This is a genomic window from Vitiosangium sp. GDMCC 1.1324 (assembly GCF_003044305.1).
Lineage (GTDB): Bacteria > Myxococcota > Myxococcia > Myxococcales > Myxococcaceae > Archangium.
Genome location: NZ_PZOX01000005.1, coordinates 202,113 through 217,939 on the forward strand (window position 1 = coordinate 202,113; position 15,827 = coordinate 217,939).

Annotated in this window: 11 protein-coding genes; 7 read left to right on the plus strand and 4 right to left on the minus strand. The window is 66.1% G+C overall.

Going from position 1 to position 15,827, the window contains the following annotated elements; genetic code table 11:
- Positions 1-105 precede the first annotated feature (105 nt).
- A complete protein-coding gene (locus DAT35_RS16905) occupies positions 106-588 on the minus strand; it encodes a hypothetical protein (protein ID WP_108068070.1) in 483 nt (160 codons plus the stop codon).
- Positions 581-907 carry a hypothetical protein gene (locus tag DAT35_RS16910; RefSeq protein ID WP_108068071.1) on the minus strand — a complete coding sequence of 109 codons (327 nt, stop codon included), beginning with the start codon at positions 905-907 and terminating at the stop codon, positions 581-583. The genes DAT35_RS16905 and DAT35_RS16910 overlap by 8 nt, the downstream gene beginning before the upstream one ends.
- A gap of 219 nt (positions 908-1,126) precedes the next feature.
- Here DAT35_RS16910 and DAT35_RS16915 point away from each other — a divergent pair, with 219 nt between their 5' ends.
- Complete coding sequence (locus DAT35_RS16915; protein WP_108068072.1) at positions 1,127-1,591, plus strand: helix-turn-helix domain-containing protein; 465 nt, start codon at positions 1,127-1,129, stop codon at positions 1,589-1,591.
- Positions 1,592-2,120: 529 nt separating this feature from the next.
- Here DAT35_RS16915 and DAT35_RS16920 read toward each other — a convergent pair.
- Both DAT35_RS16920 and DAT35_RS16925 read right to left on the minus strand, forming a co-directional pair.
- Complete coding sequence (locus tag DAT35_RS16920) at positions 2,121-3,065, minus strand: serine protease (protein ID WP_108068073.1); 945 nt, start codon at positions 3,063-3,065, stop codon at positions 2,121-2,123.
- Positions 3,066-3,074: 9 nt separating this feature from the next.
- Entirely contained in the window at positions 3,075-4,946 is a 1,872-nt protein-coding gene (locus DAT35_RS16925; protein WP_158501738.1) for a caspase family protein, read from the minus strand.
- A 417-nt stretch (positions 4,947-5,363) separates the two neighbouring features.
- Between DAT35_RS16925 and DAT35_RS16930 the strand changes: the two genes are divergently transcribed.
- From DAT35_RS16930 to DAT35_RS16950, 6 genes are all read left to right on the plus strand, one after another.
- Positions 5,364-5,966: a hypothetical protein gene (locus tag DAT35_RS16930; RefSeq protein WP_158501739.1), complete on the plus strand. Its 603-nt coding sequence runs from the start codon at positions 5,364-5,366 to the stop codon at positions 5,964-5,966.
- A gap of 12 nt (positions 5,967-5,978) precedes the next feature.
- Positions 5,979-6,917 (plus strand): hypothetical protein, encoded by a 939-nt coding sequence (locus tag DAT35_RS58985; protein WP_158501740.1) that lies wholly within the window; start codon positions 5,979-5,981, stop codon positions 6,915-6,917.
- Positions 6,848-8,719, plus strand: a complete 1,872-nt coding sequence (locus tag DAT35_RS16935; protein ID WP_158501741.1) for a S8/S53 family peptidase — start codon at positions 6,848-6,850, stop codon at positions 8,717-8,719. Before DAT35_RS58985 ends, DAT35_RS16935 begins: the two co-directional genes overlap by 70 nt.
- 30 nt (positions 8,720-8,749) lie before the next feature.
- Positions 8,750-11,074: an ATP-binding protein gene (locus DAT35_RS16940; RefSeq protein ID WP_108068077.1), complete on the plus strand. Its 2,325-nt coding sequence runs from the start codon at positions 8,750-8,752 to the stop codon at positions 11,072-11,074.
- Positions 11,071-12,543, plus strand: a complete 1,473-nt coding sequence (locus tag DAT35_RS16945; RefSeq protein ID WP_108068078.1) for a sigma-54 dependent transcriptional regulator — start codon at positions 11,071-11,073, stop codon at positions 12,541-12,543. The genes DAT35_RS16940 and DAT35_RS16945 overlap by 4 nt, the downstream gene beginning before the upstream one ends.
- A 612-nt stretch (positions 12,544-13,155) precedes the next feature.
- Positions 13,156-15,813, plus strand: coding sequence for a hypothetical protein (locus DAT35_RS16950; RefSeq protein WP_146209752.1), 2,658 nt, complete (start codon positions 13,156-13,158; stop codon positions 15,811-15,813).
- Positions 15,814-15,827: the final 14 nt, after the last annotated feature.

The window sequence follows — 15,827 nt, forward strand, 5'->3', positions numbered from 1 at the left end:
CCGCAACCGGCTGGCGCACTGCCCCCCTGAGTCCACGCCTCGCGCACCACCAACTTCGGCACGCGTGTCCGCGAGGCAAGCCCACCGGGCGAGTGAGCGCGTCGATCACACAAACTGCGGGAGAGCCAAACTGGGCAGGCACATGTGGATGGAGGGACGCCAGCGCTCCGTGTCGACGAGCCCCTCCAGCCGCTCACGCCACTCGTCGGGCACGGTGATGACGTTGCACCCGCCGTCCGTACCCGCGAGCGTCTTGCCTTCCGGCAGACGCGCCGCGTAGCTCACCAACGCGGTGCTGCATTCGGATGACATGACCCCCCACGTCTCGCGCACCCACAGCCGGTCCCCGGGTCGGCCATAGGGGCAGGACAGCCCCATCTTTTCGGCCACGCTCAGGTGGCCCACGGAACCGACCGGAACGTGTACCCCGCGCTCAGGAAGCCACGCCCACAGCGTCCCCCCGTCGTTGGGCTGGTTCGGCGCGGGCTGTGGTTTCAGCATCCGCCACGTCTGCGTCTTCCGGCCGTCAAGGATGGCGCGCACCATGTTCCCGCTGAACAGGATGGGCCGCTCGCGGAGCTCAGCCACGGGATACCTCCGTGAGGCGAGCGAAGGCTCCGCGCAGGTCGGCGAGGGACTCGCACATCTCCTGCTGCCGCGCCTCCTCCTGCTCGAAGGTGATGGGGGTGTCCGTCACGCGGAGGACGGCACGCGCGGCCAACTCCACCTGCCGGAGCCTCTCCATCTCGCGCGTTGTATCCACCAGCGCCTGGCGCGTCTGCGCGTGGGAGCGGGACTCCCGGTCCAGCACGTCCGCCAGTTCCTCAGCGAGCGCGCAGGGCTCAGCCGGGTGGACCTCGGTTACAACGAGCTTCCGCTCGGGCGCGGGGCAGTGGGGCGTGCTCATGCCGCACCACCCTTCCGCCCGAGCGAGGAAAGAGCCCTGCGCAGAGCATCGACAAGGGCCTCCTCAAGCGTCGAGCCGGTCCCGCTGACAGAGACCTCACCGCCAGGGCCGTGAGCAGGGACGATTGAGCCCTCCAGTTCTGGCCCAGAGGCGAGGCCGAAGCCGACGATGGCGGGCGGCCCTTCGGCAGGTCGCGTATCGCCTGCATGCAACTGGCTGATGGAGGCTGGTTGGCTACCGGGCGTCCCGGCGAACTCCCCGGTGTTTTCCGAGGAGTTCTGCCGGGTTACCTCAGCGCGCGATACAGGATTCGAACCTGTGGCCTTTGGCTCCGGAGGCCAACCGGCAAATCTTCCAGTGGTTATCAGCCCTTCGCAAACGCTCGTAACTCCTAGGGATTCCGAGGCAGGACAGTTCCAACCGTCCCATCCGGTCACAGGGTCTACCAAGCCTTTTGCTGCATATTTGCTGCAAGGTGCGGCTGTGGCCTCTGGGACCGCGGGAGCACGCTTGCTCTCGGTGCGCGACGTGGCTGACCAGCTCGCCGTTTCCACGGCCACGGTGTACGCCCTCTGCAAGCGCAGGCAGCTCCGGCATGTACGGATATCGGGGGCCCTCCGGATTGATCCGGCCAGCGTGGAGGCGTTCATCGCCGCTGGAGGAGCGAGTTCCGGACACGGTTGAAGGCCTCAGCCCAGCAGCCCCATCCACCTCAGGTGGGGCTACCCCACAGGGCATCGAGCGGCCAGCCCTCCGGGGCTTGGGCCATCCCACCGCTGGCGGCTGGAAAAGCGGGGCACTGGGCCCGCTCTGCGCGCCCATGCGTACGTCGGCGGAGGGACCAAGCTACAGGCTGTGGCCCGGGAGCATCGATATAGAGAACGCGAGCATACACGGGCAAGACGCTCCCTCCGGGAGCTGCCCCGGGCACAGCGGCTGTGCGGAGTATCAGCATGCTTGGCGCCGTGCAGAAATCGTTCGGAGTGCCCACGCCTCGGAACGGCGCGGTTGCTCGCGGCACGGGTCCGAGCTTCAAAACCGGTGGGGGGCATGGAGACATGTCCCTGGGAGGTTCGATTCCTCTGTCCTACCGCCCCGTTTTTCCTATGAAGGCGGACACTCGATGCGGGCGAGCCGCTGGGCTTATGTGTTCGCACGCGTTCGGACGCATCCACCCGGTTGTGTCCCATCTACGGTTCCTGGTGTTTGCGCCTCATCCCCACGTAGCGACAAAGGAACGGAGCTGCTCTACCGCATGAATGGATCGAGTGCTCACCGCCGTGTTCCGCCACGCGAACTGTCCTGCGGCATGGATGCCAACGACGAGACCCGTGCGCAGTTCAAAGAGCGGAGAGCCCGAGTTGCCAGATAGGGTCGTGCAGTCATGGAACAGTCGCGCGCTCTCCTCGCCCAGCAGTTCCCCGGGCGAGGCCCGCTTCACGCCATAGACGTTCTCAAAGAGCGCATCGATCCAGGGAGGATTGCCATCGCTGTAGATGGGGTAGCCCACCCCGAGCACTCGCCCACCTCGGGAGAGCCATGGCTCCCGAGCCAGCCGTAGCCCCTGCTCCAGCGGCCCATCGGACGCCATCTCAAGAAACGCCACGTCCTCCTGCGGGTGGCGGTCGAGGGCGCCTATAATCGGAATGACGCGCTCTTCTCGGTGCTCGTCCGCGTCAAACCGAGCGACGAAGTGTCCTTGAGCCAGAGCCTCGTCATCCTGCAACAGCCGCTCCGCCACATGCGCGCAGGTCATCAGCACACGCGGGGCGACCTGAAAGGCGGTCGCCCAAGGGATGTTCCAGCGCCAGCCGACCGAGGCAATCCCCGGCAACGAGGCCTCGAGCACAGCCCGTGCCGCGTCGTCCAGACCTGGTGATGCCAAGAACGGCAGCCGTCCTTTCTCGATGCGAAGCGCCGGGCGCGCCCTGCGGATCCCCTCCTCCAGCGCTTCCAGTTCGGCCGGAAGGAGCCTGCCTCCCGCCCGGAGCTTCTCGACCGCTCTCTGGGCGAGCACCCCGTCCACACTCGACGCGACCGCGGCTTCGAACCCGACCAGCGCCCGAGGAGCAGAGAAGACCTCTTCGAGGGACCTGCCTCCGAGGGCACGCTCCAGCCGCTCCAGGAGCCAGCTCGTTTCGTCCATATGCATCGTCATCGGACCTGCCTACCGACGAGGGCGCGGGTCCAGCCAGAATCGGATGTGCTTCACGGCATACGTCACCCGGAGAGAGCCGCCTCCCTGTACAGACGCCGCCCGGGTCGTCCCCACCTCGAACCCTTGCAGCAACCGTTGCAGGGACAAGGCCGTAGCCCGCACCATCCGCGACCCGGGCGTCTCAAGCAGGCGGAGATCCACGGGTGCATCCGACGCGATGACCACGAGGGACTCAGGGCGCTCTCCAGCGGGCGGCACGCCAGCGGGCCAATCCAGCTCGAGCCCTACGAGCGCTCCATCCGGGCGGGCCCCCAGGGTCTCCACACCCTCGGGCCCGAGGACCAGACCCGAGGGTTGCGAGGTGTTCAACAAGGTGATGCAGCCGCTGACTCCAACGTCGAAAACCGAGACATAGATGCGGGAGCGCCCCCGGTTGCGCAGGCGAACATAGAGACGCTCTCCCGCGTGGAGGCACGCGCCCACCGAGGGAAGCCGGCGCGTGAGCCCGGCAAACACCCGTCCCCACTCGATATCGAGGCAGCCCTCAAGCCAGTCAGCATCCGCAGCACTCTCGAGCTCACGCAGCGTCTGCGCTCGCGCCAGGACCTCCAGCGCACGAATGACCTCCAGGGCTCCGTGGGAAGTGAGTGGCAGGGGGTGGACGATGCTGTCCTCATCCGCATCGAGAACGTCCACCCAACCCTCTCCTAGCCTGACGCGAGCGAGCACGGACTCCTGCTCGTCCCCGGTGGCCTTCCGTACGAAAGGCGAGGCCTGAAGCCCTTCACTCAGATGCACGTGAAAAGGCGCACTCGCATCCCAGAGCCCTTCCAGCACCACGGCACGCCGGGGTTGGACAGAACGGAGCAAGAAGGCCGGCGCCCCCGTTGGAATGACGGAGCCGGACCTCCTGTCCAATTCCACCTGACTGGATCCTCCCAGCACCTCGATGACCCGGGCAAGCGCGAGGGCTCGACGAGCATCCGGTCCGAGGGTACCCAGGGGCATGATCGCGTACTCGTCCTCCAGGTGGACCCCGTGGAGACGTCCGCCCCGCAACCAGTGGCGATTGCGCTCCGGGAAGTACGGCAGCGCGAGTTCCTGCTCGAGCTCCTCAAGCAGGAACAACAGCCGCCGCCCAGGGCCTTCAAGCTCGGGCCGCTGCCGGGGACACCGCGCCAGGACCCGCTCTCGGACACGCCGGCCCAACTGACCCCAGGAGACGCGGAGCCCTCGTGCCTCCTCGAGCACCTCGAGGAACGCATCGGTCAACAGCCCCGTCCTCACCCCACGCGCATTGGTGTACTCGTAGGCGGACTCATCGAGCGCCGAGGCGACCAGCCGGACCGCATGTGGATTGCTCTCGACGTGGAGCCCTCCGAGTGCACTGCTCCGGGCCCGGAGCCGCGCCAGGTGAGCGCGCACGACCGGCAGAGGCACCTCCGGGAGCGCCCTCGGCACCAGCCCCAGCCCGCGAGACATACGCGCGGAGAAACAACAATCGAGCACGACCGCCACGTTCCGTGTCTTTGTCGTCAGCTCCGCCAGCAGCACCGACAGCTCCAGGGAGGTGATCCCACGGAAGTCCTCCTCCGTGGAGCGCTCGAAGTCCGCCGGCACGATGAACTGGAACCCATCCTCTGGCTCCGGAGACCTCGCGCCGTGACCCGCGTAGTAGACGAAGGCCGCCTCGCCCGGCGCACACACCTCAATGAGTCGGCGGTAGCCCTGGAGGATGCCCTCGCGCGTCGCCTCCGCGCCCACGCAGCGGAGCACACCAAAGCCGAGCGCGCCCAGCGCGTCCGCCATCCGCTCCGCATCCCCGAGCACCCCCGTCAGTCCGTGCGTCTGGCTCCCGAGGATGAGTGCATGTCCACGCATTGTCTTTCCTGTCCGAGCAAGGGCCATGCCCAGGACCCGCATCGGGCCATACACGGACGCCTCCAGCCAAACAATTGATCGAGGCTTGCTATTCAGCGCGTTCCCCGGTGGTCACTTTCATCCCCAGAATGGACACGAGCGTCCACGTCACTGCTCGAAAGGCATCCTCCACCTCCCATGTGGAGGAGCCATGGCGCGCACCCTCCTGCCTCTCGGCACAATCGCTCCCGATCGGACACGTCCGTCCATCCGGCGGCCGAAAACGTCCACTCCGCCAGGGAACGAGGCGTGCTGATGCGGATTCTCCACCCGTAGGGCGCCCGTCGTGGGCGGCACGGCAGTTGCTCTTGCACCCCAATGCGGTGCCTGGAGCATCGCTTCAGCCCAACACCCCCTCTCCCTCCGAGGACATATCCGATGAATCCCAATACATCCCCCTCCCACGCCTACCCGCACTCAAGGTCCGTCACCCTTTCCAACGCAGTGTTCGGGGACCTCTACCTCCGGCTCCTGCGCCCGGACGGCAACGGCCTGGAGCGCTTGCGGAAGATGCGCGACGCCACCCGCGACCCCCACGTCTCCGGCGGCGCCACCGCTTTGGAGCAGTTCCTCACCCAGCTCCTCGACCGGCCGGTGCGGCTGAGCGAGCCCCAGATTCGCGCGTTCGAGCGCCTCGCCGAGTCGCCCGCCCTCGCCGCGCTCTCACCCTGGAGCGGGCAGCAGCAGCTCGGGGAAGTCCAGGAGATGGTATCGGCCTCGGACCTTCACGACCTCTACCTGGCGCTCCTCAAGCCGGACGGTGGCCTCGTGAAGCGCGTCAAGGCGGTCCAGGCCGCCGCTGCCCTGTACGAGCCTGGAACCGCGGGCAGCCGGGACGCTCTGGACCAGGAACTCTCCCGGCTCGTCGGCCGGCCTGTGCAGCTCAGCGAGCCCCAGCTGCGCTGCTTCAAGGAGCTGCTCGTCGACGAGCCGGCCTTCGCCCACATCGCCCCCTGGGAGGACCTCACCGCGAGCTGGTGAACCCGACTGCCCATGAGCACCACGATTGATTCCACCTACCGGACGGTGATCGCCAACCTCCCGCCTGACCTGCGCGACCCAGCGCGCGGGCTGCTGTTCGAGCTGGGCCTCGCTCGCACTCCGGAAGCGGGTTGGGCCGACGTCTTCCAGCTCCAGCCCAGCAGGGATCTGCCCCTCTTCGCCCTGCCCACCGACAGCCCGGGTAGTGAGCATACACTCGAGGCCTTCCGGAGGGCCCACCACGGAGCGTGCTTCTACAACGTGCTGGTGGACCGCATGGCCGACCGGCAAGCGCCCACCACGCCCGAGAGAGAACGGCTGGCGACGCACTTCCTGGCGTACTGGCGGCAAAGCCTCGCCGAGGCCGATGGGGAAGAGTGCCATACGGCGAAGGTGATTGATCGTGGCATCCGAGCGTGGCGCCACGGCGTCGGTCTTGAGCGGGCAGCACTGGCGCGACGCTCGCTGAACCTCCGGCGCTACGGCCGCATCATCCTCCTCAAGCTCGGCTGGGCGGGTGTCGCCAGCGAGTGCCTGCTCCGCCACCGGGTAGAGGAACACAGGGCCCGGCTCTTCCGGTGCGCCTTTTCCCTGCTCGCCTCGGGCATGCAGTGCGTGGACGACGCGGCGGACACCGCCGAGGACGAAGCGGTCCACGGGCTCGGGATACCCGCGGCGTTGGGATTCCCTCCCACCGCATTCTTCACCGCGGGAGCCCTGCTGACGAGGGCCGCCGCATCCACCGCGGAGCAGGGCCGGTTCGATCGCTTCGCGGAATGGCTCTCCCACCGCGCGAGCGAGTTGGAGCGGATCCGCGAACGGCGCGTCCGCCCCGTGGACAACCTCGCCGGAATCGTCATCGCATCTTCATTGGAGGCCGTATGTCTTTCCGTGTCCAGGCCTACCCGCGACAGCACCGTGGGTATCACCTCTTGCGCCAGCTCGACGTAGCCCTCTCGGCCGACGATCTGCCCTACCAGGACTTCTCGATCGTCTCGCCCCTCCCAGGAGCGGATGGCCGTCCGCTGCCTGTCCCCGCGAGCTGGGTTTCCTTTCCCTCGGTCGGCAAAGAGCGACTGTACGTCTCGCCGTCGATCGATGAGGGGGCACTGCCCGCACGCTTCATCCAACCCCTTGTGTGTCGCAGACGCGGCCATCCAGCGCGTGGAGTGGGCTACATCGGCGTGGACAGCCATGTTTCCATGGGCGAGCGCTACGCTCCCCAGCCCACTCCGAACGAGCTTCTGCCTCCCACCACCGCAGAGCAACCCGAGATCGGTCTGCCACGCCCACGGCTCGCCATCGACACCCTGCTGCGCGCCATCGGCCTTCCCTCACCCAATAGCCCCGCGGTGGGCTGGGACGGTCATCCGCGCGCCCCGGTCCGGGTGGCCGTCATCGACACGGACTGCGGCGGCTGGGGCGTCCTGCGTGGCCTGGATGAGAGCACCGTCCACCAGGCGCCCTCGGAGCAGGGGTTGCGATTTCCACGGGGTCAGCAAGCACCGGAGCCTGTGCAGCCGATGGCGGGGCACGGAGTGGTGATGGCCGCCGCGATCGAGGCGGTGGCCATGAACGTACGGCTCGGACTGTTCGAAATTCCCTTCGCGCACGCCTCCCACGTCCATGGGACCGACCTGGCGGCGGCCCTGGCCCGAGCCGTGGGTGACTGGGGTGCAGATGTCGTCCTGATCGCCATGGCCCATTCGGGTTGGGGGGTTCCCGCCCACCTGCGGGCCATCCTGCGAGGCTGCGCCCGGAGCGGCCGTGGTGGCCGGGGAGCCATCATCGTGTGCTGTACCGGGCGCATCGATCAGAACCGGGATGTTCATGGAGACAGCACGGTCCTCGCGGCCGATGACTTCAACGCCCAGCCTTGGGTCATCCCGGTGGCGGCCTGCGGCCTCAGGGGCGGCTGGTACCGGGTCCACCGCCATCCCCTCGGGCGACTGGGTCCTTCCGTCGAGCTCTGCGCGCCGGGGGAGCTCGTCACGTTTCCGGACGTGGGGGCGGCGGACGACTCGAGTCTGGCCGCGGCGCTGGTCGCCGGCACCGCCGCCCGCATGCTGGCAACCCATCCGGAATTGAGCCTCGTCGAAGTCCGCCAGCTCCTGCGCGCCACGGCCCTGAAGTTGCCCTCCGAGGAAGAGCCCACCGCACCGGGCCTGGAGGCCGATCGTTTCAATGAATGGGACGGTGCCGGGCACAACTTCAAGCTGGGCCATGGAAGGGTCGACGCGCAGGGGGCCTGTCTGGCCGCAGCCGACCCGGTCTGTTACGCCTTGCTGGCCACGCGTCGCGCCCTCTCCGACCAATCAGACAGCCCCTCCACTGCTGGGGTGGAGTTGGAGGCGGCGCGAGGATGGGAGTCCCTTCTGCGGAACCTGGCGCCTCGGAGCGATCTGGCCCAACGCTATCTGGCCCTGCGTGGGTACCTGGTCCCACTGGTGCTGCGCACCCCTGCCCTGCAGGATGCCCTCTTCTGGCTCGCGCGCCACCTGCGCGCCCTGCGGCTGTACGGCCCTCCCGTGTGGCCGGAGGATGGAACGGACCATGGCGCGCTCGGAGATCGCTGCCTCCACGTGCTCGAGGTGCTGGGCGATTCGCTGGAGCAGGCCCCAGCCGAGGTCCCGGTCAAGGAGGCGTCGAGATGGCTTTACGAGCTGGTGCGCCTCCTTGAGGCCATGCCTCCCCAGACGGTTGCCCGCTTCCTCGCCAAGGCTTGCGCATTCCCCACGGCGGCACCGGGCTAGACTCCCTTGCGCTCCAGACCAGGAAGAACGATGGCCCCAGCAACGAATTCGCGAGTCCAACACCCTCGGGGACATCGCCTGCTCTTCCCGTCGCTCCTGGCATTCGTGCTCACGGGGGTTGCCGCGGCCAGCGCGTACACCACCCTGGGCAAGCATTTCCCCTCGCTCCTGGTGGATGCCTACCACTTCTATTCGATCGTCGAGTTGCCCTCGTGGGAGCGCACCGAGCCCCGCCCGCACGTGAGCCACCGCCTGGTGGCCGTGAATGGAGTGACTCTGCCGGAGAAGGCCCCTCTTCCATCACCCCTGGAGCTCTACGAGCTCATGGCGGGCACCTCCAGAGACTCGATGGCCCACCTCGAGTTCGAGGATCCGCGGGGTCGATCTTTCCCTCCCATCCACTCCCGCGTCAGCTGCTTCGGTGCCGAAGAGCTCCTGTTCTTCTTCGTCGCGTATGCGCTGGCGGCTTGGCTGGTGCTCTGGTCCGGAGGCCTGGTCTTCACCGTGTGCGGCCGTCCCGCCGCGCGGCGTGCCTACACGTTCTGGTCGGTCGTGACCTTTCTTCTCCTGCTCTCCTTCTACGACTACCACACGAATGCATGGCTCGCGCCGTTCTTCTCGGTTTCGGCGGTAGGCATTCCGCTCGGGGCGCTCTGGCTGGCCTATGCCTTCCCAAGGCCACCCCGGTGGAGGGCGACTATCATTCGCCGCGGGCTCATCGTCCTGACGGTGCTGGGAGCCGGAACGGCCACCGGTCTCGTGGTGGCGCGCTTCACCGGATGGAATGTCTACCCCATCCGCAATGCCATCGATCATCTGATGGCCCCCAGCTTCGTAACCCTCGCGGGGATCGTCCTCCTCCGGATGCGGCGTAGCACGGGACTGGAACGCACCGAGTTGGTCACCGCGTCCTGGGGCCTCATCACCACGCCCTTGCTGCTGGCACTCGTGCACGTGCTCTCCCTCATCACCGGCAGGGACGTGCGACACCTGGTGCTGCCCTTCGCGGTCCTCCTCTTTCCGCTCTCCATCGGATACGCCTTGATTCGCAACAACATCCTGGAAGCCCGGACGGTGCTGACCTCGAGGATGTTGAGGGTTCCATTCGCCCTGGGGGCCATCCTCCTGTCGGTCCTGGGCACATACCTGGCCTATCTGGCCACCCGGAACGGACAGGTCGTGCTTGATCTGCTCTTCCTGCTGGGCTTCGCACTCTTCCTCCTCTTGATGGTGCTCGCCCGGCACATTCAGACGCGGCTGTTCTTCCCCTCCACCCTTGCATTCCGAGGCACCGTCCAGGGCCTCAGTGACAGGCTGGCCGCACTGCGTGACATTCCCGCCATCCGGCGAGCCGTGGAGGAGGCGGTGGTGAAGACCCTTCCCACCCTCTCGGCCCAGGTTGTCGAGCCCGGAGCGCTTGTCGAGCTCTCCTATCTTCCTGGTGACTCCCAGGAGCGGCTCGCACGGGGGGAAAACCTCTGGACGGCGCAAAGCCCCCGCGATCAGCACCTCCTGCTCCCCATGCGCTCGCTGGGAGAGCTTCGAGCCGTGCTGCTCGTCGCTCCCAAGCGTGGGGCGGCCCTCTACACCCAGGAAGACATCCACCTGCTGGAGACGCTCGCCAGCCTGGGTGCCCTGGCCCTTCACAACGCCGAGGTCGTTCAGGAGCTCGAGTCCATCAGGCGCCTTGAGGTGGGCGCGGCCCAGAAAGAAAAACAGCTGACGCTCAGTGCGTTGAGTGAGGAGCTGTGCCACGAGATGGTCTATCCCCTGAACTTCCTCCAGGATCTCCTCCGGCGAGGTGCCAGCGGTCAGCCGCTCGACGAGGAGGACCTCTCCTTCGCACGCGATGAGGTCGACCGCATGAAGCGGATGCTCGACTCCCTGCGCCGACTCCAGCTCCCCACCCCCCGGCTCGCTCCACTCCAGCTCCTCGGACACATCCAGCGAGCGCTCCTGCTCGTCCGCGAGCCGATCCACGAAAAGAAGCTGTCCGTCACGATCGATGTCCCCCCCGAGCTGACCGTGAACGCCGAGGGGGGCGCCCTCGTGCAGCTCCTCAGCAACCTCCTGCGCAACGCAGCCCAGGCGACCCCCGAGGCGGGAGCTATTGGCATCCGTCTCCACCAGGGTCCCGGGGGTCAGCTCCTCGACGTCTGGGACACAGGCCCTGGCATCCCAGAGCATGTGGCGCCCGCCCTCTTCACCAGCCGCCGCATCAGCACGAAGCAGGGAGGGTATGGCATTGGACTGACCGTGGTCCAGCGCATCGCCTACACCTTCCAATGGGACATCTCCTTCCGGCGTGAATCGGAGCGCACGTTGTTCCGACTCACCCTTCCCCACCCGCCATGAACTTCGACGATACGAATGAACAGCGGCTTCTCAGGGTCCTCATCGTCGATGACGAGAGAATGGCGCTGAGGAGTCTGTCCGGCATCCTGCAATCCCTCGGAAACATCGAGCTCCATCGCGCCAGCAACCTGGCCGAGGCCCGGCAGATCCTCGAGGAGGCCGTGCTCGACATCGCCTTCATCGATCTACAGCTCTCTCAAGACATCCGGAACCGGGATGGCTTCACACTCGTCCAGGAGATCCGCGGCCGTTACCAGACGGTGCCCGTCGTGGTGAGCAGCCACAGCCAGCCCAACGAGATCCGCGAGGCCATGAAGCTGGGCGCCGAAGACTACGTGCTCAAGACGGAAATCGATCAGCGGGTCCCCATCATCATCAAGGAGCTGCGCCACAAGCTCGAGCTGAATCAGGAGTTGCTGGACCTCCGGGCCCGAGGAGCCCCCGACTCGAACCTTGGACTCATTGGCACCTCGGTGGCCATGCAGAACCTGCGAGCCCTGCTCCAGCGAGTGGCCACGGCCGACCTCCAGGAACCGGTGCCCGTCCTCATCCTGGGGCCGACGGGCTCCGGAAAGGAGCTGGTGGCCCAGGGCATCCACAAGCTCGGTCCCCATCCCTCCGAGCCCTTCTTCGACATCAACTGCGGTGCACTCGCCGAGACCCTGGTCGAGGATCAGCTCTTCGGACACGTCCGGGGCGCCTTCACCGACGCCACCCGGGACCAGGACGGGTACTTCACGCTCGTGCGGCGAGGCACCCTCTTCCTGGACGAGGTGGCCGAGCTGACCCCGGCCCTCCAGGCCAGGCTGCTGCGCGTCCTGGAGACGCGACGTTTCAGGCCCGTCGGTCCCACCGCCCGCGAACAGTTCTTCCAGGGCCGCATCGTCGCCGCCACCCACGTCGACCTCCAGGAGCGCGTCCGAAAAGGGCAGTTCCGCGAGGACCTCTTCCACCGGCTCAACGTGCTGTTGATCCGCGTCCCCCCGCTCTCGGGGCACCGGGAGGACATCCCGGCGCTCGTCCAGCACTTCGTCGCCGGGCACCGCAAGCCATTGCATTTCACGCAGGAGGCCATCGAGCAGCTCTGCCGACGACCCTGGCCGGGTAACATCCGCGAGCTGCGCAACGCCATCTACCGGCTGGCCATCCTCGCCGACTCCGAGCGCATCGACGCGGAGATGCTCGAGCGCTATCTCCCCCTGGAGTCCAATGGAGCCCCGGGTGACGTGCTGGAGGAGCTGTTGAGCCATATGGCTCGGCAGCTCCTCTCCCTTCCCCTCCCCGGCCAGGACAGAAGCCACGTCATCACCAAGGCCCTTGTGCTGGAGGCAATGGAACAGGCGCGTGACAACAAGACGGAGGCCGGCAAGAAGCTGGGGTGGAACCGCAAGGCCGTCGAGCGCTTCCTCAAGAACCTCGACGACTCCGAATCTGGCGAGGACGAAGACAAGGGCGAGCCGGTGGTGTGAACCGACGCACGTGGACGGTTCTGTCCAACCTCCACGTCCCGGTGGTCGACTCCGTCCAGGCTCGGAAGGGGCTCCAGGACGTTCTTCCCTCTGAAGAAACCTCCGCGGCCATGCACTGGCTCACTGCTTGCTAGTCATCACCTCGGCTGAAGTCACCCAGCCCCCCAGGGCAGGAGGGGAGTGTCGGGGGGCGCCCCCTCCTGTCGTGGTGGACGGATAGCCCCAGGTACGGAGGTTTCAACAATGAGTCTCACTTCGAACAGCCGCTGGGCTGCGGGATTTCTCGCGGCCTGGTTGTTCTCTGGATGCGCCCAGGAAGAACGTACACTGCCCTCGTCCAACGAAGCCCCCGCGGGCTCCGGGCAGGTGAGCCCCCCATTCGACGTGCAGAAGATCATGGACCAGGTGCACTTCGCCTTCCGGCCCCAGGGCTCTACCTGGGAGGGAGGGCACAGCACCTACGCTGTGCGGGTGGAGACCGACAGTTTTAGCGTCACGCCCTACCACTACCCACGGAGTCAGCCCGAGGGAACCGAGATCTCACGGCTCTCTCAGGAGCACGGGGCGCAACGACTGGCGTCCCCCACGCAAGAGCATGTGGAAGGAGCCCCCGTGAGCTTCGGCGCCGCCCACGTGACCCGTGGAGGCATGCTGCTGTCGAGCCACGAAGCGAAGGGCCAAGCGCAGGACTCCGATGGCCTTACCATAGTTCGTGGTTGGGTGGCCGAACACTTCCACAACAACAAGGACGGAGTGGAACAGAGCTGGAGTTTCGAGCAGAAGCCCGGTGGAACGGGGGACATCGAGGTGCGGCTGCCGGTGAAGAGCGGACGCTTCCTCGGAGAGACGGCCAATGGGTTGCACTTCGCCACGGGGAGCGCCGGTCTGGGCGTGCGCTACGGCCATGGCACCTGGGTGGATGCGGAGGGCCAACGCACCCCCGTGCCCTCCCGTTTCGAAGCGGACAGCATCGTATTGCGCGTACCGGCGCAGGTGGTGGATGCGTCAGCCTACCCGGCCGTGCTCGACCCCATCGTTTCGCCAGAGATTGGCATGGACGATCCAGTGAATGGTCCTGCAGACAACAGCCAATGGGACCCTGCGATAGCCCACAACGGAACGAACTTCCTGGTCGTTTGGGGTGACTACCGCAGCAACAACAGCTATGACATCTACGGTGCTCGGGTGAGCAATGCCGGCACCGTGCTCGACACCACTGGCATTCGCATCTCAAATGCAATCAATAGCCAGTACGCGCCCGCCGTGGCCCAGGACGGAACGAACTTCCTGGTCGTCTGGCAGGACAACCGCGGCAGCAGCACTGACATCTACGGTGCTCGGGTGAGCGGCACCGGCACCGTGCTCGACACCAGCGGCATCCCCATCTCCACGGCCAACAACGAACAGTACAACCCCATGGCGACCTACGACGGAACGAACTTCCTGGTCGTCTGGCAGGACTACCGCAGCGGCACGAACTATGACATCTACGGTGCTCGGGTGAGCGGCACCGGCACCGTGCTCGACGCCAGCGGCATCCCCATCTCCACCGCCGCCAACAACCAGGTCACCCCCGCCGTGGCCAGCAACGGAACGAACTCCCTGGTCGTGTGGCAGGACACCCGCAGCGGCAGCAGCGCTGACATCTATGGCGCTCGAGTGAGCAACACTGGCACGGTACTCAACGCCAGCGGCATTCTCATTTCCAATGCTGTCAATGCGCAGGAATCCCCCGCAGTGGCCTACAATGGGGTGGACTTCATGGTCGCGTGGCAGGACTACCGCAGCGGCACGAACTATGACATCTACGGTGCTCGGGTGAGCGGTACGGGTGTGGTGCGCAACCCCAGCGGCATCCCCATCTCCACTGCCACCAACGACCAAAAATCCCCTGCACTGGCGCGAGAGGGGACGAACTGCCTGGTCGTGTGGCGGGACTACGCCAGCTACGACATCTATGCTGCGCGGGTGAACAGCACCGGCACGGTCCTCGATACCAGTGGCATCCTCCTCTCCACCTCCGCCAGCAACACGGATACTCCTGCGGTAGCCCACGACGGGACGAACTTCCTGGTCGTTTGGACGGACTATAGCCGCCCCAACAGTTCAAACATCTATGGTGCGCGGGTGAGCAGCACCGGCATGGTGCTCGATGCGAGCGACATCGCCGTCTCTAGATCCGCGAACGGCCAGTACAATCCTGCAGTGGCTCACGATGGGACGAACTTCCTGGTCGTCTGGCGGGATACCCGCAGCGGCATCTCCACGATCTATGGTGCACGGGTAGACGAAACAGGTACGGAAGTGCTCGACACCAGCGGTATCCCTATTGCTATCGGCAATAATAAGTACTCCCCCAAAGTAGTCTATGGCGGGACAGATTTCCTGGTTGTGTGGAGTGAATACCGCGGCAGCACGAGCTCTGACATCTACGGTGCGCGGGTGAGCATCGACGGCACGGTACTCGACACCAGCGGCATTCCCATCTCTACCACCACCAACGACCAGTATAACCCCGTCGCGGCCTACGACGGGACGAACTTCCTGGTCGTTTGGACGGACTATCGCAGTGGCACGTCCACATCCTATGACATCTACGGTGCGCGGGTGAGCAGCGCTGGCACAGTACTCGACACCAGCGGCATTCCCATCTCTGCCGCCACCAACGACCAGTATTACCCCGTCGTGACCTTCAACGGGAGCTTCTTGGTTGCATGGCAAGACTACCGCAGTGGCAGCAACCCTGATATCTACGGTGCACGGGTGAGCAGCGACGGTACGGTGCTCGACACCAGTGGCATCCTCATTTCCAGCACCACCAATTACAAACAACATCCCTCGGTGACCCACAACGGGATCAACTTCCTGGTCGTGTGGAATGAATACCGCAGCAGCACGGGCTCTGACATCTACGGGGCGCGGGTGAGCGGTGACGGCACGGTGCTCGACACCAGCGGTATTTCCATCTCTGCCGCCACCAACGACCAGTATTACCCCGTCGTGGCCTACGACGGGGCGAACTTCCTGGTCGTCTGGCAGGATACCCGCAGCGGCTCTAGTTTCTCTGACATCTACGGGGCGCGGGTCAACGAACTGGGCAAGGTGCTCGACACCAGCGGCATTTCCATCTCCACCGAGCCGGAGGCTGAAGTCGAGCCCACGGTTGTCTCTATGGGAGGAGAAAGTTCGCTCGTCGTCTATCGCCGTTCCAATCCCTCGCCGAGCACCAACAGCGAGCGTGTGATGGCACGACTGGTCCAGTCTCCCTAAGAGCATGTTCCGGT

What these genes read in the sequence shown, in the direction of transcription:
- DAT35_RS16910 (WP_108068071.1), bottom strand. Translation starts at nt 907, where the DNA reads ATGAGCACGCCCCACTGCCCCGCGCCCGAGCGGAAGCTCGTTGTAACC.
- DAT35_RS16915 (WP_108068072.1), top strand. Translation starts at nt 1,127, where the DNA reads ATGGAGGCTGGTTGGCTACCGGGCGTCCCGGCGAACTCCCCGGTGTTT.
- DAT35_RS16920 (WP_108068073.1), bottom strand. Translation starts at nt 3,065, where the DNA reads ATGACGATGCATATGGACGAAACGAGCTGGCTCCTGGAGCGGCTGGAG.
- DAT35_RS16925 (WP_158501738.1), bottom strand. Translation starts at nt 4,946, where the DNA reads ATGCGTGGACATGCACTCATCCTCGGGAGCCAGACGCACGGACTGACG.
- DAT35_RS16930 (WP_158501739.1), top strand. Translation starts at nt 5,364, where the DNA reads ATGAATCCCAATACATCCCCCTCCCACGCCTACCCGCACTCAAGGTCC.
- DAT35_RS58985 (WP_158501740.1), top strand. Translation starts at nt 5,979, where the DNA reads ATGAGCACCACGATTGATTCCACCTACCGGACGGTGATCGCCAACCTC.
- DAT35_RS16935 (WP_158501741.1), top strand. Translation starts at nt 6,848, where the DNA reads ATGTCTTTCCGTGTCCAGGCCTACCCGCGACAGCACCGTGGGTATCAC.
- DAT35_RS16940 (WP_108068077.1), top strand. Translation starts at nt 8,750, where the DNA reads ATGGCCCCAGCAACGAATTCGCGAGTCCAACACCCTCGGGGACATCGC.
- DAT35_RS16945 (WP_108068078.1), top strand. Translation starts at nt 11,071, where the DNA reads ATGAACTTCGACGATACGAATGAACAGCGGCTTCTCAGGGTCCTCATC.